The 17,455-nt window shown below is 47.6% G+C and carries 15 protein-coding genes; 5 read left to right on the forward strand and 10 right to left on the reverse strand.

All coding sequences use genetic code 11. From position 1 onward, the window contains the following. Positions 1-16 precede the first annotated feature (16 nt). The 4 genes from KTR07_RS12100 to KTR07_RS12115 form a co-directional block, all read right to left on the reverse strand. Complete coding sequence (locus KTR07_RS12100; RefSeq protein WP_062695152.1) at positions 17-1,675, reverse strand: AMP-binding protein; 1,659 nt, start codon at positions 1,673-1,675, stop codon at positions 17-19. 421 nt (positions 1,676-2,096) lie between these two features. Beyond that, the gene (locus KTR07_RS12105) at positions 2,097-3,167 is read right to left on the reverse strand and encodes a GDP-L-fucose synthase (protein WP_048696903.1); all 1,071 of its coding nucleotides are present in this window, start codon (positions 3,165-3,167) and stop codon (positions 2,097-2,099) included. A gap of 103 nt (positions 3,168-3,270) precedes the next feature. Then, a complete protein-coding gene (gene gmd / locus KTR07_RS12110) occupies positions 3,271-4,341 on the reverse strand; it encodes a GDP-mannose 4,6-dehydratase (protein ID WP_048696905.1) in 1,071 nt (356 codons plus the stop codon). Positions 4,342-4,417: 76 nt separating this feature from the next. Next, positions 4,418-5,587 carry a dicarboxylate/amino acid:cation symporter gene (locus KTR07_RS12115; RefSeq protein WP_048696908.1) on the reverse strand — a complete coding sequence of 390 codons (1,170 nt, stop codon included), beginning with the start codon at positions 5,585-5,587 and terminating at the stop codon, positions 4,418-4,420. A 109-nt stretch (positions 5,588-5,696) separates the two neighbouring features. Between KTR07_RS12115 and gnd the strand changes: the two genes are divergently transcribed. The 5 genes from gnd to KTR07_RS12140 all read left to right on the forward strand — a co-directional run bounded on the left by gnd (position 5,697) and on the right by KTR07_RS12140 (position 10,861). Next, positions 5,697-7,172: a decarboxylating NADP(+)-dependent phosphogluconate dehydrogenase gene (gene gnd / locus KTR07_RS12120; RefSeq protein ID WP_008763418.1), complete on the forward strand. Its 1,476-nt coding sequence runs from the start codon at positions 5,697-5,699 to the stop codon at positions 7,170-7,172. Continuing rightward, a complete protein-coding gene (locus KTR07_RS12125) occupies positions 7,165-7,332 on the forward strand; it encodes a hypothetical protein (RefSeq protein ID WP_162531727.1) in 168 nt (55 codons plus the stop codon). Before gnd ends, KTR07_RS12125 begins: the two co-directional genes overlap by 8 nt. Positions 7,333-7,516: 184 nt before the next feature. Then, the gene (gene zwf / locus KTR07_RS12130; RefSeq protein ID WP_118214401.1) at positions 7,517-9,013 is read left to right on the forward strand and encodes a glucose-6-phosphate dehydrogenase; all 1,497 of its coding nucleotides are present in this window, start codon (positions 7,517-7,519) and stop codon (positions 9,011-9,013) included. Then, positions 9,010-9,726 (forward strand): 6-phosphogluconolactonase, encoded by a 717-nt coding sequence (pgl, locus tag KTR07_RS12135; protein ID WP_008763421.1) that lies wholly within the window; start codon positions 9,010-9,012, stop codon positions 9,724-9,726. Before zwf ends, pgl begins: the two co-directional genes overlap by 4 nt. Before the next feature lie 184 nt (positions 9,727-9,910). Then, entirely contained in the window at positions 9,911-10,861 is a 951-nt protein-coding gene (locus KTR07_RS12140) for a Dyp-type peroxidase (RefSeq protein WP_117981549.1), read from the forward strand. A 285-nt stretch (positions 10,862-11,146) separates the two neighbouring features. Here KTR07_RS12140 and KTR07_RS12145 read toward each other — a convergent pair whose 3' ends face one another. From KTR07_RS12145 to KTR07_RS12170, 6 genes are all read right to left on the reverse strand, one after another. Further along, complete coding sequence (locus KTR07_RS12145; RefSeq protein WP_008765986.1) at positions 11,147-11,845, reverse strand: SOS response-associated peptidase; 699 nt, start codon at positions 11,843-11,845, stop codon at positions 11,147-11,149. A 420-nt stretch (positions 11,846-12,265) separates the two neighbouring features. Next, positions 12,266-12,964, reverse strand: coding sequence for a LytTR family DNA-binding domain-containing protein (locus tag KTR07_RS12150; protein WP_008763423.1), 699 nt, complete (start codon positions 12,962-12,964; stop codon positions 12,266-12,268). A gap of 70 nt (positions 12,965-13,034) precedes the next feature. Continuing rightward, positions 13,035-14,108, reverse strand: a complete 1,074-nt coding sequence (locus tag KTR07_RS12155) for a sensor histidine kinase (RefSeq protein WP_008763424.1) — start codon at positions 14,106-14,108, stop codon at positions 13,035-13,037. An 18-nt stretch (positions 14,109-14,126) separates the two neighbouring features. Next, on the reverse strand, positions 14,127-15,347 hold the full coding sequence (locus tag KTR07_RS12160; protein WP_008765923.1) for an ABC transporter permease: 1,221 nt from the start codon (positions 15,345-15,347) through the stop codon (positions 14,127-14,129). 89 nt (positions 15,348-15,436) lie between these two features. After that, positions 15,437-16,180 (reverse strand): ABC transporter ATP-binding protein, encoded by a 744-nt coding sequence (locus KTR07_RS12165; protein WP_008763426.1) that lies wholly within the window; start codon positions 16,178-16,180, stop codon positions 15,437-15,439. Positions 16,181-16,186: 6 nt separating this feature from the next. Next, on the reverse strand, positions 16,187-17,416 hold the full coding sequence (locus KTR07_RS12170) for an efflux RND transporter periplasmic adaptor subunit (protein ID WP_117981552.1): 1,230 nt from the start codon (positions 17,414-17,416) through the stop codon (positions 16,187-16,189). Between the last annotated feature and the right edge of the window lie 39 nt (positions 17,417-17,455).

Genomic DNA, 17,455 nt, shown 5'->3' on the forward strand with positions numbered 1-17,455 from the left:
TAATCCTTCACTTCCTTTATCCTTTCGCTTCCTGATACAGATAGCGTTTGATGCTCTTTTTCGGGGTCTTTTCAAATTCTTCGGGATATATCTTCATTTTTAGTATTTGGCTGTATGCCGGTAACATGGCGTTCAGTGCTACGCGGTTTTCTTCCATTACCCGTTCGATATCCTCATTCTTCAGGCCGTGGGCGAATGCTTCGTCAAAGTCCGGATAAACCAGTCCGACGAGTTTCTCGTTCTGCTGTACGATGATGCTTTCCGATACGTATGGCAGGTTGTTCAGCTTGTCTTCGATTTCTTCCGGATAGATGTTCTGTCCGCTGGCGCTGAGCAACAGGTTCTTGCTGCGTCCCTTGATGGTGATATTGCCTTCGGCGTCCATCAAGGCGAGGTCGCCTGTGTGCAGCCAGCCGTCTTTGTCGATCACTGCTTCTGTCGCTTCGCTGTTCTTGTAATATCCCAGCATTACGTTAGGGCCTTTGCAGACGATTTCGCCAACGATATTCTCCGGATCGGAAGACAGTACCCGTACGTCCATACGCGGCGCGGCTTTTCCGCACGAGCCTAGTTTGAATCTTGTCCAGTCTTCGTAGCAGATGATCGGACCGCATTCTGTCATGCCGTATCCTACCGTATAAGGGAAGTCTATCATTTTAAGGAATTGTTCTACTTCCTGATTGAAGGCTGCTCCACCTACGATGATTTCTCTGAAATTTCCACCGAACGCTTTGATCATTTCTTCGCGTATGGTTGCTTTTATCTTGTCGTTGATGATGGGTACTTTGAGTAAGATTTTCATGGTCGGCGTTTCCAGTTTCGGTAGTACGCTCTTCTTGATAATCTTTTCGATGATGAGCGGAACGGCAACGATGAGATTCGGTTTTACTTCTTCGAATGCCTGGAAGATAATTTTCGGACTTGGCATACGGGTGAGGAAGTAGATGTGGCAGCCGACGGAGAACTCATAGAGGAACTCGAAGGCCAGTCCGTACATATGTGCCATAGGAAGCATGGAGACAATCTTGTCTCCGGCTTTCAGTTCGAGCACTTCATACGCGAACTTGGTGTTCGACCAGAGGCTACGGTAGGGGAGCATGACTCCTTTTGAGTAGCTCGTTGTGCCGGACGTGTAGTTGATTACTGCCAGTTCTTCGGGTTCATCCTTGTGGTATTCGATGTGTTCTTTGCGGAAGTTCTTCGGGTATTTCTTGCCGAACATTTCGTTCAGATGTTCACGTGCGTGCGTCAGTCGTTCGCTGCGTGATACCAGTAAGGTGAAGTCGTTCATCATCAGGATACCTTCCAGCAGGGGCATTGCCGATTCGTTGAGGTTTTCCCACACCATGTCTCCTACAAATAGTAATTTGGCTTCGGAGTGGTTGACGATGTTGTGCACATTGTCCGCCTTGAACTCGTGAAGGATGGGGACGATGACTGCTCCATACGTCAGTGTGGCGAGGAAAGTGACTCCCCAATGGGAACTGTTTCGGCCGCAAACGGCGATTTTGTCTCCCTTGCGGATTCCGCTTTCTTCAAAGATGATATGGAGTTTTTCGATTTTTCGAGCAACGTCTTTATACTGAAGGGTGGCTCCCTTATAATCTGTCAGGGCGTCTAAGTCCCAATTGTTCTTGATACTATTTTCAATGTAAGCTATAAAACTCTTTTCCATTGTTTTTGCACATTTGGTATTAAATTGTGCAAATATAGTAATTAAATTAAGAATGAAGAATTAAGAATGAAGAATTTTTGGAAATGGGGAGTCTTGGGGTAATAAGGGACTAAGATGTGGAAGTATGGGAAAAGTGTTGGGAAGTATAGGGGAAGGAGTTGTGCCACGCCTTTGGCACAAGTGTTTCCGGCCTGTGGCACGATTGTTCCTTACAGATGACATTACTGTTCTCTCTATAAGAAAGGGAAGTTATCAATGCTTGTTAGGGTCGATAAGAATGCATGGTAATGTCATTAACAATGCTTGTTAAGACAGTCCACAATGCATGTCGCAGTCATTAACATGGATTAATCCGAAAAACCGGTTGTTTTCAGTCTGTTTCTTTCTAATTCAGCCCCAATGCGGATAGTTCTTTTTGAATTTATTTCAAGTACCATTCGTACATTCTCCGTACTCCTTCCTCTATTTCTATTTTGTGATGCCATCCCAAAGAGTGTAGTTTGGACGGATCGGTCAGTTTGCGCATAGTGCCGTCCGGTTTGCTGCTGTCGAAGGTTAGTTTGCCTTGATAGCCTACCGTTTCTACAATTTGTTCGGCGAGTTGGCGGATGGTGATTTCCTTTCCCGTTCCGATGTTGATATGGCAGTTGCGGATATCCTTGTCACCTTCTTTGTAGGTATCTTTGAAGTCCACGTGTTCCATTACGAATACACTGGCGTCGGCCATTTCTTCGCTCCAGAGAAACTCGCGCAGGGGAGTTCCCGTGCCCCACAGAGTCACTTCCGTTTCGCTGATACCGTATTTGCGGAGGATATTCAGAATGTCCGCCTTGGGGCTGTCGCCATTGACGCCTTCTACAGGACGTTGGTTCATATCTTTGCGGACAGCTTCCCAGTCTCCTTCCTTCAGACAGTGCGCAAGATGAATCTTACGGATCATGGCAGGCAGGACATGGCTGCGTTCCAAGTCAAAATTATCATTCGGACCGTATAAGTTGGTCGGCATCACGGCGATGTAATTCGTGCCGTATTGCAGGTTGAAGCTCTCGCACATTTTCAGTCCGGTGATCTTGGCGATGGCGTATGGCTCATTTGTGTATTCCAGTGGTGAAGTCAGCAGGACTTCTTCTTTCATCGGCTGTTCGGTGTCACGCGGATAGATGCAGGTGCTGCCCAGAAACAGCAGTTTCCGGACGTTATGACGGAAACTTTCACCGATGACGTTCTGCTGTATTTGCAGGTTCTTATAAATGAAGTCGGCACGATAAATACTGTTTGCCATGATGCCGCCTACGAATGCAGCAGCCAGAAACACATACTCCGGTTGCTCTTCGTCGAAAAAACGGCGGACAGCTACACCGTCGAGCAAATCCAGTTCTTGATGCGTACGCCCGATCAGATTGGTATATCCCTTATCCTGTAAATTCTTCCAGATAGCAGAACCCACCAAACCGTGATGCCCTGCTACATAGATTTTAGCATTCTTTTCCATGATTAAGTATCATATATGAACACGGATTACTCCGGTTATGCGCATCTTCTGTAAAAAAAGAAGATCGTTTAATCGGCGTAATCCGCGTTCGGTTTGAGGTCTGTTAGTGCTTGGTAGCGATCATTCTTTTTACTTTCTCCATGTCATGGCGCACCATGATGCTTACCAGTTCTTCGAACGATGTCTTCCTTGGGTTCCATCCCAGCAATGTCCGGGCTTTGGTAGGGTCTCCTAACAGTTGTTCCACTTCTGCCGGACGGAAATATTTGGGATCAACCTCTACCAATACTTTTCCGGTAGCCACGTCGATACCCTTTTCGTCCACGCCTTCACCTTCCCAACGAAGTTCGATGCCTGCCTCCTTGAATGCTAGTGCGGCAAATTCGCGTACGGTGTGCATCTCTCCGGTGGCGATTACGAAATCTTCCGGAACGTTATGCTGAAGAATCAGCCACATACATTCCACGTAATCTTTCGCATATCCCCAGTCACGGCGGGCATCCAGATTACCTAAATACAGCTTGTCCTGCTCGCCTTGCGCGATACGTGCGGCAGCGAGAGAAATCTTGCGGGTAACGAATGTTTCGCCACGACGTTCGCTTTCGTGATTGAACAAGATGCCGTTAACGGCAAACATGCCATAGCTTTCGCGGTAGTTCTTGGTGATCCAGAAACCGTACTGCTTTGCCACTCCGTAGGGAGAACGGGGATAGAACGGAGTCGTCTCCTTCTGTGGAACTTCCTGCACCTTGCCGAAAAGCTCGGAGGTGGAAGCCTGATATATCCTTGTTTTCTTTTCCAGTCCCAGGATGCGTACGGCTTCGAGCATACGCAGTGTGCCGATAGCGTCCGCTTCGGCAGTATATTCGGGCACGTCGAACGATACCTTCACATGACTCTGCGCTGCCAGATTGTAGATTTCATCCGGTTGCACCTGCTGTATGATGCGGATCAGTGAGCTGGAGTCCGTCATATCGCCGTAGTGCAGGTTGATGGTACGTTTCTGTTTCATGTCGCGTACCCATTCGTCAAAATACAAATGTTCGATACGTCCGGTATTGAATGAGGAAGAACGACGGAGGATACCGTGTACTTCGTAACCTTTTTGCAAGAGAAATTCGGCAAGATAAGAACCATCCTGTCCGGTGATGCCTGATATAAGGGCTGTTTTCATATTCCTTTATTTTTTATTTGAAGATACGGGGGACAAATTTCGTTATTTTATGCTGTATATGCAAACCAAGTCTGTTTTATTTTCCCGTCCCTTTTCCCATCACTTTGTCTATGATCAGTGCGATGGCTCCGTCGCCCGTCACGTTGCAGGCAGTTCCGAAACTGTCCATGGCGATGTAGAGTGCGATCATCAGCGCCTGTGCCGACTCGTCGAAGCCGAGCATCGATTGCAGGATACCGAGTGCCGCCATGATGGCTCCTCCCGGAACGCCCGGTGCGGCTACCATCGTGATGCCCAGCATAAAGATGAATCCGGCAAATAGCGGGAAGTCGAACGGCATTCCCTGCATCATCATCAGTGCCAGTGCGCAGGCCACGATTTTAAGCGTGCTGCCGGACAGGTGAATGGTGGCGCAGAGCGGAATCACGAATCCTGCAATGTCGGCGGATACTCCGTTCTTCTTCGTCTGCTCCAGCGTCACCGGAATGGTGGCGGCGGACGATTGCGTGCCCAATGCGGTGAAATAGGCCGGCATCATCCTGCCCAGCAACCGGAACGGATTCTTACGGACAAAGAGTGCTGCAATGGAATACTGAAAGACGAGCAGGAAGATATGTAACAGAAAGATAACTCCGATGATTTTGATAAAGACCATCAGAATGGCATATACTTGTCCGGAATGAGTCATATTCAGGAAAATGCCGAAGATGTAAAGCGGCAGTAAAGGCAGGATGACCGCACTGATCATGCGTACGATGATTTCCTGAAAATCCCGTGCTACACTCTTCAGAGCATCGCTGTGCAGTGCCGCCAGTCCCAATCCCAGTGTGAAGGCAAGGATCAATGCCGTCATGACATTCATCAGCGGAGGGATGGATACGGAGAAGTAGGGGAGAATGCCGTGCGCTTCGCTGACTTCTTCGAGCGGCGCGCCCACTTCGATGAGCGAGGGGAACACGGTGACACCGGTGAAGTAGGACAGGAAGCCGGAGAAGAGCGTCGCACCGTAAGCGATGAGGGCGGTGACAAGCAGCATCTTTCCCGCACCTTTGCCGATGTCGGCAATGGCTACGGTGACCAGTCCGACGATAATGAGCGGGATGGAGAAGTTAAGAAATTCACTGAAAATTCCGTTGAACGTAACGAATATTCGTACCAGCGGAGCCGGAAAAATAGTGCCAATGGCAATCCCCAAGATGATAGCAATAATGATGCGTGGCAGCAGGTCGATCTTGATTTTCTTCATTCTGATAGTTATTTGTTGACCACAAAAATAGTATTTTAATCCAAAACTAGCGAACAAATGTGCTTTTCAAGTGTTTCTTACATAAACAATATTTTAAAATATATAAGATATGGCAAATCAGAATAAAACAGATATCGGGTTGATCGGTCTGGCAGTGATGGGTGAGAACCTTGCTTTGAATATGGAAAGCAAGGGCTGGCACGTCTCTGTTTATAATCGTACCGTCCCCGGAGTGGAAGAAGGAGTAGTAGACCGCTTTATGAATGGTCGTGCTAAAGGTAAAAACATTGAAGGTTTTACAGATATAAAGGCTTTTGTGGAATCAATCGCCACCCCTCGCAAGATTATGATGATGGTACGTGCCGGCAGTCCGGTAGACGAACTGATGGATCAGCTTTTCCCTTTGCTTTCTCCCGGAGATATTTTGATTGACGGTGGTAATTCTAATTACGAAGATACCAATCGCCGTGTAAAATTAGCTGAATCGAAAGGATTCTTGTTTGTAGGAAGCGGAGTGTCGGGCGGTGAGGAAGGTGCGTTGAACGGTGCTTCCATCATGCCCGGAGGATCGGAGAAAGCGTGGCCGGAAGTGAAGCCTGTCTTGCAGAGCATCGCGGCGAAAGCGCCGGACGGAACTCCCTGTTGCCAGTGGGTAGGCCCTGCCGGGTCGGGACATTTTGTGAAGATGATTCACAACGGTATCGAATACGGTGATATGCAGTTGATTGCCGAGGCTTACTGGGTGATGAAGAATCTCATTGATCTGACGAACGAGGAGATGGCGGACGTTTTTGCCCGTTGGAATGAAGGGAAGTTGCGCAGTTATCTGATTGAGATTACTTCTAATATTTTGCGTCACAAGGATAAATCCGGTGGGTATCTGATCGATAAGATTCTCGATGCTGCCGGACAGAAGGGGACGGGAAAGTGGTCTGTCATCAATGCGATGGAGTTGGGGATGCCGTTGGGCTTGATTGCCACGGCGGTGTTCGAACGCAGTCTCTCGGCTCAGAAGGAGTTGCGTCATCTGGCTTCCAAGCAGTTCTTGTGCAAGCATACATTACCTGTATATAATAAGGCGGAATTGGTGAAGGAGATATTTTCTGCGCTTTACGCTTCCAAGCTGGTGTCGTATGCGCAGGGCTTTGCTGTGTTGCAGCGGGCTTCTGATGCTTTCGGATGGAATTTGGATTTGGCCTCCATTGCCCGTATGTGGCGTGGGGGATGTATCATCCGCAGTATTTTCCTTAATGATATAGCTGCTGCTTTTGAGGCGGCGGATAAGCCGAAGCATTTGTTGCTGGCTCCTTACTTCCGTGAGGAAATCAAGTCTTTGCTCCCCGGATGGAAGAATCTGGTGGCGGAGGCGATGAAGGAGGAATTGCCTGTTCCGGCTTTCTCTTCGGCTTTGAATTATTTTTATTCGCTGACTTCTGACAATTTACCTGCCAATCTGGTGCAGGCGCAACGTGATTATTTCGGTGCGCATACGTTTGAGAGGAAGGATGAGCTGCGCGGACAGTTCTTTCATGAGAATTGGACGGGACACGGAGGGGAGACGAAGTCGGGGACTTATAATGTCTGAGTACTTTTCTTTTGCCTTGATGCAAAAGAAAGGTACCAAAAGAAAAAATCAAGGCTGCACCTACGGAGCTACTCCGGCTGCATCTCCGGCTAAAGGGCAGGAACTCGCTCCGCTCAAACAGCCTGCCCTTCTTCACGCCGGAGATACAGCCTCCGCTTGACGCTCCTTCGGTGAGGCCGGGAGACCGTTCGGATGGTAAGTTGTAGGTGGGGGTAGTAGTGGGTGTGTGGGTGATTATGCGTTAGGGCGGTTGGTTGAGATTGGTCGGTTTGTCGGTTGGTTGAGGCTGGTCGGTTTAGGTGCGGTGATGGATGGATAAAAGGTAAAAAGTTAAAAATACGACGATGGATAAATTTGCAATGATTATTTTTGGTGCTTCGGGCGACTTGACTAAACGCAAGTTGATGCCTGCATTGTACTCTCTGTATCGGGATAAACGGCTGACGGGGAGTTTTACTGTTCTGGGAATTGGGCGTACTGTCTATTCTGATGAAGATTACCGTTCATATATACTTGGGGAGTTGCAGCAGTTTGTAAAGGCTGAAGAGCAGAATTTGGAGCTGATGTCTTCTTTTGTGTCTCATTTGTATTATTTGCCGATGGATCCTGCGAAAGTGGAGGGATATTCGCAGTTGCGGGAGCGTTTGGTAGAGCTTACGAAGGAGGTCGATCCGGATAATTTGTTGTTCTATCTGGCTACTCCGCCTTCGTTGTATGGTGTGGTGCCTTTGCATTTGAAGGCGGCCGGGCTGAATACTCCTCATTCTCGTATTATTGTTGAGAAGCCGTTCGGGTATGATTTGGAGTCGGCGCTTGAGTTGAATAAGATTTACTCTTCTGTGTTTGATGAGCATCAGATTTATCGTATCGATCATTTTCTGGGCAAGGAGACGGCGCAGAATGTGCTTGCTTTCCGTTTCGCCAATGGTATTTTTGAGCCGTTATGGAATCGTAATTATATAGATTATGTGGAGATTACTGCTGTAGAGAATCTGGGCATTGAGCAGCGCGGAGGTTTTTACGAGACGGCGGGGGCTTTGCGGGATATGGTGCAGAATCACCTGATTCAGCTCGTAGCTCTTACGGCTATGGAGCCGCCGGCGGTATTCAATGCGGATAATTTCCGGAATGAGGTAGTGAAGGTTTATGAGTCACTGACTCCGCTTACGGAGACGGACTTGAACGAACATATCGTTCGCGGGCAATATACGGTTTCGGGCAATAAGAAGGGGTATCGTGAGGAAAAGGGAGTGGCTCCCGACTCGCGTACGGAGACTTATATTGCGATGAAGCTGGGCATCAGTAACTGGCGCTGGAGCGGGGTACCGTTCTACATCCGCACTGGTAAGCAGATGCCGACGAAGGTGACGGAGATTGTCGTTCACTTCCGCGAGACGCCCCATCAGATGTTCCGCTGTTCTGGCGGTAATTGTCCGAGGGCTAATAAGTTGATTCTTCGTTTGCAACCAAACGAGGGTATTGTGCTGAAGATCGGAATGAAGGTTCCGGGTGCAGGTTTCGAAGTCCGTCAGGTGACGATGGATTTCAGTTACGCACAGTTGGGCGGCGTGCCGAGCGGTGACGCTTATGCCCGTCTGATTGACGACTGCATTCAGGGAGATCCGACCTTATTTACTCGAAGTGATGCTGTAGAGGCTTCCTGGAACTTCTTTGATCCGGTCTTACGTTATTGGAAAGATAATCCGGACGCACCTTTGTACGGCTATCCGGCAGGTACGTGGGGACCTCTCGAAAGTGAAGCTATGATGCACGAGCATGGGGCAGACTGGACCAATCCGTGTAAGAATTTAACAAATACAGACCAATATTGCGAACTATGAAACTATCTGTTTTCCCGTCGTCTATGGAGACAGCCCGTTCGTTGATATTCCACCTGGTGGATATCATGAATGCTGAACCGGACAAAACGTTCAACATAGCAGTGAGTGGTGGCAGCACTCCCGCCTTGATGTTTGATTTATGGGCAAATGAATACGCTGATATTACTCCTTGGAAGCGTATGAAACTTTATTGGGTAGACGAACGTTGCGTTCCTCCCGAAGATTCTGATAGTAATTATGGAATGATGCGTTCCCTGCTTTTGGGGATAGTGCCCATTCCTTACGAAAATGTATACCGCATTCGTGGTGAAGAGAAACCGGCAAAAGAAGCAGCCCGCTATTCCGAACTTGTCAGCCGGCAGGTGCCCAAGAAGAATGGCTGGCCCGAATTTGACATTGTGCTGTTGGGAGCGGGAGATGACGGACATACTTCCTCTATCTTCCCCGGACAGGAGGCTTTGCTCTCTTCCGACCAGATTTATGTGACCAGCACTCATCCCCGCAACGGACAGAAACGCATTGCAATGACCGGATTCCCGATTCTGACTGCCCGCCTTGTTATTTTTCTGATTACCGGAAAAGCGAAGGCGGAAGTGGTGGAAGAAATCTGCCACTCGGGAGATACGGGACCGGCGGCTTATATAGCGCATCATGCGGAGAATGTCGAACTCTTTATGGATGCCGGAGCCGCGATGTATGTGCGGAATGACTGAAAAGAGAGAGACAATATAAAGACAAAGTATATTATATATAAGAAGAGAGAGTAACATTGGAGAAGAGAGAAGCTCACGGGGTCGAAGCCGGGAGCTTCTTGCCTATGTAGCCATTCGGTTTTGATTCGGTTTTATCACCGGATATATCTTATGGGCGAAACTAAAAAACTAAAATTAAAAGAATATGAATCCATTTCAAAATTCGTTCGGCGGTCATATCCCACAGGATGTGGCCGGAAAACAGGGAGAGAATGTAATATTTATAGTCTATAACCTGACAGATTCCCCCGATACGGTTGATAAAGTAAAGGATGTATGTGCCAATTTCTCGGCAATGATCCGTAGTATGCGCAATCGTTTTCCTGATACGCAATTCAGTTGCACGATGGGATTTGGGGCTGATGCGTGGACGCGGCTTTTCCCCGATAAGGGTAAACCGAAAGAGTTGAGTACTTTCTCCGAGATAAAAGGGGAGAAGTATACAGCTGTTTCCACTCCCGGTGATTTGTTGTTCCATATTCGGGCGAAGCAGATGGGGCTGTGTTTCGAGTTTGCTTCTATCCTTGATGAGAAGCTTAAAGGGGCTGTGGTGTCTGTTGATGAGACGCATGGATTTCGCTATATGGATGGTAAGGCGATTATCGGCTTTGTGGACGGTACGGAGAATCCTGCTGTCGATGAGAATCCCTATCATTTTGCGGTGATAGGCGAGGAGGATGCGGATTTTGCAGGAGGCAGTTATGTGTTTGTGCAGAAGTACATTCATGATATGGTTGCGTGGAATGCGCTTCCGGTGGAACAGCAGGAAAAGGTGATCGGACGTCATAAGTTCAATGATGTGGAGCTGTCGGACGAAGAGAAGCCGGAGAATGCGCATAATGCTGTGACCAATATCGGTGATGATCTGAAGATTGTACGTGCCAATATGCCGTTTGCCAATACTTCGAAGGGGGAGTATGGTACGTATTTTATTGGGTATGCTAGTACATTCAGCACGACTCGCCGGATGTTGGAGAATATGTTTATCGGCAGTCCGGTGGGCAATACCGACCGCTTGCTCGATTTCAGTACGGCAATAACGGGGACGCTTTTCTTTGCGCCGTCGTATGATTTGCTAGGCGAGTGGGGTGAGTAAATCACCGGACGGTGCGAACTAGATAAAACGTGGTGGGAAGTTCGGAAAAGATGGTTATGTTTTCCGGATTTCCCACCACGTTTTACTCTTTGAACTCTGTTTCTTTTTGTACTTTCTTCCGAATTTCATGAAATAAAGGGGAAAAAGTGAGAGGAGTGAGAGAGGATTTCTAACATTCGTATTTTTTTTAGTTGAAAATTAGAGAGTAGAAACAGTGAAATAAAAATATAAAAGTTGCAATTCCTCCCTCACACCTCTCACTTTTTTAGGATAAACTTCTTTTTCCTATGCCCTTTGTACTATTGTCGGATCATTGGGAGATTTCTTTAAGAAATCGTTTCTGATAACGTATGCATCCATCTTCTCTGTATCGAAGGGTTTCAGTAAAGAAGCTATTTCGGCCTTGCTCAATGAGGGATTGAGCCATTTCTCTTCTTCCTCTTGGGTGAGTATGGCGGGCATCCGGTGCTTGGTGTTATCGATGTAATCGGTCAGCGAATTGGTGTCAGTGGTGATGATGGAGAAAGTTTCGTGTTCCTCTCCCGTATCCTTGTCCAGCCAACGGTCGTAGATGCCGGCCATCGAGAAGATAGGTTCATCTTTCACATATATATAATAAGGTATTTTGTTTGCTCCTTCATGCCTCCATTCAAAATAGCCGGTACTGGGCACTATGCACCGTTTCTTCATGATCGGTTCGCGGAAAGACGGTTTCTCGAAAATGGTATCCGCACGGGCATTGAGTGTCATCTTTCTTATTTCTGTCGCATCCTCTTCGCTTCTTACCCAGAAAGGGATGAGTCCCCAGTTGAAAACCTGTACTTCGTCCGAAGAAGTAATGATAGGATATCTGGGGAAAGTGAACGCATTCACATGATACTGTTCGTCAAGAATGCTTTGGTAAATCTCGACTACATCCGATTGGCGTCCGTAACGGGCGGCAACTTTGATGGCTTTGGCTGACATGGAGTTGTGGAAACACATATTATCTGCAATTAATGTTTATAATTTGGTTGATATCAGTAGTATAACGTCCGGAGAGCTGTTCTTGTTTGAGCATCCCCCTATAAACAAACGGAGTCAAGTCTTTGCTCGCAAAAAGAAATGTATTAAGATTTAATAGAATATAAAAGAGCTTTAGGTATAATCAAACTTTATGTTATTTTTCTTTGATTTAGTGCTATCGTCCAGCTTGTTCTATAAATAGATAAATAAAAAGTGCTTCCTAGATCGTCCGCCGACGAGGAAGCACTCAACACAAAAACTAAACTAGACTTAACTAAACTATTCTATTCTTGGAATTTCACAATCCCTTTCTGTTCGTTGCAAAGTTACATATAAAACCGATTTCTGACAAACTATAATCGACAAAATTCACTTTTTTGCCGATAAATTAGACAATCATCAGCTTCTTTCATCCAAAAATGCCTGAAAAACCTGCTTGTAACTATCACTAATGGGGATATACGTTTTGTCAAAGACGATACGTCCACGGTCGATCACCCGTATTTTGTCCTTTTGGACGATGAATGAACGGTGTACACGTATGAACCGGCTGGAAGGCAAAAGCTCTTCCATGGCTTTCATGCTCATGAGTGACAAGATGGGTTTGGCATCATCTTCCGTATATATTTTGATGTAATCTTTCAGTCCTTCGATGTACATGATCTTTTTCAGTTCTACCTGTACCAGCTTATAGTCGCTTTTTACAAAGATGCTGTCTATCTCTTCCGGCTTCTGCACCAGCTCGAACCATTGCAGGGCTTTATTGGCTGCTTGCAGGAAATCGACATACGAGATCGGTTTCAGCAGATAATCGAGTGCATTGACACGATAACCGTCGATAGCGTATTGACCGAATGCGGTGGTAAAAACGATACGCGTACGGGAATCTACCATTTGTGAGAACTCCAGTCCGTTAAGTTCCGGCATCTGAATGTCAAGGAAAAGAAGATCGACTTCTTCGCCCGGCAACTCCTTCATTGCCTGAACTGCACTGGAATATTTTCCTGTAAGTTGCAGAAACGGAGTCTTATTCACATAACTTTCCAGTAGGCCCAGAGCCAATGGCTCATCATCTACAATGGCACAACGTAATATCATAATTCTCTATATTTTATTTAATTACCTAAACCGAATATACTCTCAATTATTACCTATTACTTAATACTTATTACTTATTAATACTCTCCCTCACACGGATGCTCAGCCTTGATCTATACTCCTTGCCGTCTTCCGAAATACCTTTCTGCCAGGTATACTGGCCTGGATAAAGAATCTCCAGTCGTCGGTTCACCTGTTCCAGTCCTATCCCCGAACCACTCTTGTCCATTATGTTCTTCGGGTGGTTGCTGTTGCTTATCTCGCAGATCACTTCCGTCTCATTTTCCGCAAGATGGATATGGATAAAACTCCGTTCCGTAGGCGATATACCGTGCTTGAAGGCATTCTCGATCAGCGAGATAAAGATAAGCGGTGCGATAAGAGTCCGACTGTCCGGCAGTATATCAATCTGCGTAGTCATCTGTACATTGGAAGACAGGCGGATGCGCATCAGTTCGATATAGTTGCGGATAAAGTCAGTCTCTTTGCCTAGCGGGACGTAGGTCTGCTGATTATCATACAACACATAGCGTAGGAGCTTGCTTAGTTCCTGCACAGCTTGTTGCGCCTTGTCTGTATCAAAAGCAATTAAGGCATAGATATTGTTCAGCGTATTGAGCAGAAAATGCGGGTTCAGTTGATTGCGCAGATTCTTCAGTTCCGCTTCCGAACGGTTCCGTTCCGCTTCCTTACGGGCAGCTTCCGCTTGTGTCCATCGGGCACTCATACGTATGGCGGCACTCAGTCCGATGGTGAAGACGAGACTCAGCATATCTCTGACAAAGAACAGCCATCCCGGAGGACCACCCGACCGGTGAGGCTTGGGAACAAAGGAAGGATCGAATGTCAGACTCCGCCAAAGGTGCAGCATCAGACCGATGACACACAACAGGAGAATATTGTAAGTAATATATCTCTTGGTCTGGCTCTGAAAAAGATATCGGGGAACCAGCAGGAAGTAGTTGACGTAGAACGCGATCATGAAAGACAACGGTACGGCAGAATGGCGTAAGTATGCCATCCAGTTGATGTTTCCGTTTTCGCGCTCTACAAAGAAGAACGGAAAACCGAACATAATCCCCCAGCCGATAATGTGTATCAGTGCTTCCAGGGGACGACGTGCGGATGTTAGGCTTTGTTTCATAAAGACAAAGATAGTTTTTTATTCGTATCTGATTGCCTCTATCGGGTCTAAATCTGCTGCTTTCTTTGCAGGATACCATCCGAAGAAGACTCCGGTGACGGTGCAGACAGCGAAAGAAAGGAAGACACTCCAAGGTTGGATGAAGATAGGCCAGTGTGCCACGCTCTTCACGATCCAGCTGGCTCCGCAGCCTATGATGACTCCGATAAGACCTCCCGTAATACTGATCATGATAGCCTCGATGAGGAACTGGCTCAGAATATCAACGCCACGTGCGCCGACGGACATACGCAGACCGATTTCACGGGTACGTTCGGTGACGGATACGTACATGATATTCATGATACCGATACCGCCCACTACCAGAGATATTCCGGCAATACAGGCGAGCAGGGTGGTCATCAGATCGGTGGTAGAGTTTAGCATCGTACTCAACTCCTGTTGGGTACGGATGGTGAAATCGTCTTCGTCCGAAGCTTTCAACTTATGGTTGCGCCGCAGGATTTCCGTGATTTCATCGGTAGCATACTCGGTCATGTCTTCCGATAGGGCAGAAGCAAAGACACCCTGAAGATAGGTGACGGCAAGCAATCGTTTCATGACGGTGGTGTAAGGAGCCAGTACGATATTGTCCTGATCCTGTCCCATAGAGTTGTACCCTTTGGCTTTGAGCACACCGACCACCCGGAACGGTATCTTGTTGAAGCGGATGATTTTCCCTATCGGATCGCTTCCGTCCGGAAAGAGGTTGTCTACAATCGTTTTACCGATCACGCAGACCTTAGCCGAACTTTGTATATCGGCTTCCGTAAACATATCTCCACTTTCTACACTCAGCTGACGGATGTCAAGATACTCCAGCCCGACACCGCTGACGGATGACGGGTAGTTGTTGTTACCCGCGATAAGCTGTCCCGACGAAGACACATTAGGACTGATGGCAGACAGGAAATTGGTCTCATCGCGCAAGGCCTCATAGTCGGTCAGCTTCAACGTCTGCATAGCCGATGGGTCTTGCCGGACACCACCCCGTCTGTCGGCTCCCGGATGGATCATGATCATGTTCGATCCCATCTCCGATATCTGTTGCTGGATGCTTCGCTTCGATCCCTGACCGATAGCGAGCATCGTGATGACGGAAGCGACACCGATGATGATACCAAGCATGGTGAGGAAAGCACGCAGCTTGTTGTTCGCCAATGCCCGGAGAGCTATCTTAAATAAGTTAGTTCCATTCATAAACTACTGTTACTTATTACTTAATACTTAATACTTGATATCTGATACTTAATACCTGATACCTAATACTTATTACCTATTACTTATCTTCAATCCTCGTCGCTTTTTGGCAATGCGGCCAGTGCTTCGGCGGCGGACAGGACATGCGTGTTGACTGTATCTTCAATGACATGACCGTCGCGCAGGCGGATATTCCGGCTGCTGTATTGCGCGATTTCGGGATTGTGCGTTACGAATATAATGGTACGTCCTTCCGCATGAAGTTTCTGGAACAGGACAAGTATATCAAAAGACGTACGTGTGTCGAGGTTTCCGGTTGCTTCGTCGGCAAGGATGACCGCAGGGTTGTTTACCAGTGCACGGGCGATGGCTACGCGCTGCATCTGTCCTCCGGACATCTGGTTGGACTTATGCTCCAACCGGTCGCCCAGACCTACCGCCTGCAACGCTTCGATGGCACGTCGGCGACGTTCGGAAGCGCTCACTGATGAGTTGTACATCAGCGGTAACTCTACGTTTTCCACAGCCGTCGTCTTGGGCAGCAAGTTGTAGCTTTGGAAGACGAAGCCGATTTTCCGGTTTCTCAGTACGGCACGCTGAGGCTTGCTCATGGTGCGCACGGAGATATCATCGAGCAGATACTCCCCGCTGGTAGGAGTGTCCAGACAGCCCAACGTGTTGAGCAGTGTGGACTTTCCCGAACCGGAAGTACCCATAATGGTCACAAACTCGCCTTCGTTGATGGTGAATGAAACGCCCCGTAACGCATGGACGGTTTCTTCTCCCACCTGAAAGTCTCGTTTGATATTTTGAAGTTCAATTACTTTTTTCATACTTGGCTACTTGTTGCTTTTCTTTTTGTTGTTTCCCGGAGGTCCTGGCATGAACGGGCTTCTTTCTCCGTTTCCCTGACCCGGTTCTCCATCCATACTCTCGCCCGGCATAGCACCGATAGTGGCTTCCGTGATGACCTTGGTTCCTTCGGTAACCCCACTGATGATCTCTGTGGAAATGCCGTTGCTGATTCCGATTTTTACCGGATGAGCCGTGAAGGTGGTTCCTTCGCGCGTCCATACCTTATGTTCGCCTTCGCAATCTTTCACGATGTCATTCTTACCGATCAACGGTGCTTCGGGGGTAAAACGCAAAGCTCTGTTGGGGACAGACAATACATCTTTCTTATCAAGGATAAAGATAGTCACATTGGCTGTCAGACGCGGTTTCAGCTTCAAGTCCGGATTCGGAGCAGAGATCACCACTTCATAAGTGACTACCGTGCTGGTACTTGAACTGGCGCTGCTGCTACTGCTTGCATCTCCCAGACGAATCTGTGTCACGACTCCGTCGAACACATCATTTGGATAAGCATCGACAGTAAAGCTGGCGCGCTGGCCTTCTTCGATACCGCCTATATCAGCTTCATCCACGTCTGCCACTACCTGCATCTGTGTCAGGTCGGCCGCAATGGTGAAGAGGGTAGGAGTTTCGAACCCGGAAGCTACGGTCTGTCCGGCTTCTACATCGCGGCTGATGACAACTCCGTCTATCGGAGAAGTAATCGTAGCGTATGACAGGTTACGTTCTGCCTTTGCCAGAGATGCCTTGCTGCTGTCGAAAGCGCTCTTGGCCTTCTGATAATTATAGAGAGCCTGCTCGTAGTCGGTATCGCTGATCAATGACTTGTCGTGCAATCCTTTGCTACGTTCGTAGTTCTTCTTCTGATATTCAAATTCGGCTTTGGCACCATCATAAGTTGCCTGCTGGGATGCCAGTTCACTCTGTAAAGTGACACGGTCCATTTCGGCAATCAGCTGTCCTTTGGTTACTACCGAGTTGTAATCTGCATAAATCTTGTCGATGATACCGGATACCTGCGTACCGACTTCTACTTCTATCACCGGTTCGATTGTTCCGGTGGCAGTCACCGAATTGGAGATATCGCCTTTACTGACAGTCGCACTGGCATACGTCACCTTGTGCTTTGCCGGAGAACCTGTAAAGAACCAGATTCCTCCGCCCACTACTACGGCAACTGCCACAGCGATCAGGATAATCTTTTTCGTTTTCATTCTATATTCTGTTTTTACTTATTTATATTCCGCTTTTAG

It is taken from the genome of Bacteroides sp. MSK.20.82, from assembly GCF_019052485.1.
GTDB classification, from domain to species: domain Bacteria; phylum Bacteroidota; class Bacteroidia; order Bacteroidales; family Bacteroidaceae; genus Bacteroides; species Bacteroides thetaiotaomicron.

Bases quoted from the DNA above. Each gene is read 5' to 3' on its own strand.
- KTR07_RS12160 (WP_008765923.1), bottom strand. From the start codon at position 15,347: ATGAATGGAACTAACTTATTTAAGATAGCTCTCCGGGCATTGGCGAAC.
- gnd (WP_008763418.1), top strand. From the start codon at position 5,697: ATGGCAAATCAGAATAAAACAGATATCGGGTTGATCGGTCTGGCAGTG.
- pgl (WP_008763421.1), top strand. From the start codon at position 9,010: ATGAAACTATCTGTTTTCCCGTCGTCTATGGAGACAGCCCGTTCGTTG.
- KTR07_RS12140 (WP_117981549.1), top strand. From the start codon at position 9,911: ATGAATCCATTTCAAAATTCGTTCGGCGGTCATATCCCACAGGATGTG.
- KTR07_RS12155 (WP_008763424.1), bottom strand. From the start codon at position 14,108: ATGAAACAAAGCCTAACATCCGCACGTCGTCCCCTGGAAGCACTGATA.
- KTR07_RS12165 (WP_008763426.1), bottom strand. From the start codon at position 16,180: ATGAAAAAAGTAATTGAACTTCAAAATATCAAACGAGACTTTCAGGTG.
- KTR07_RS12100 (WP_062695152.1), bottom strand. From the start codon at position 1,675: ATGGAAAAGAGTTTTATAGCTTACATTGAAAATAGTATCAAGAACAAT.
- KTR07_RS12105 (WP_048696903.1), bottom strand. From the start codon at position 3,167: ATGGAAAAGAATGCTAAAATCTATGTAGCAGGGCATCACGGTTTGGTG.
- KTR07_RS12115 (WP_048696908.1), bottom strand. From the start codon at position 5,587: ATGAAGAAAATCAAGATCGACCTGCTGCCACGCATCATTATTGCTATC.
- KTR07_RS12150 (WP_008763423.1), bottom strand. From the start codon at position 12,964: ATGATATTACGTTGTGCCATTGTAGATGATGAGCCATTGGCTCTGGGC.
- zwf (WP_118214401.1), top strand. From the start codon at position 7,517: ATGGATAAATTTGCAATGATTATTTTTGGTGCTTCGGGCGACTTGACT.
- gmd (WP_048696905.1), bottom strand. From the start codon at position 4,341: ATGAAAACAGCCCTTATATCAGGCATCACCGGACAGGATGGTTCTTAT.
- KTR07_RS12145 (WP_008765986.1), bottom strand. From the start codon at position 11,845: ATGTGTTTCCACAACTCCATGTCAGCCAAAGCCATCAAAGTTGCCGCC.
- KTR07_RS12125 (WP_162531727.1), top strand. From the start codon at position 7,165: ATGTCTGAGTACTTTTCTTTTGCCTTGATGCAAAAGAAAGGTACCAAA.
- KTR07_RS12170 (WP_117981552.1), bottom strand. From the start codon at position 17,416: ATGAAAACGAAAAAGATTATCCTGATCGCTGTGGCAGTTGCCGTAGTA.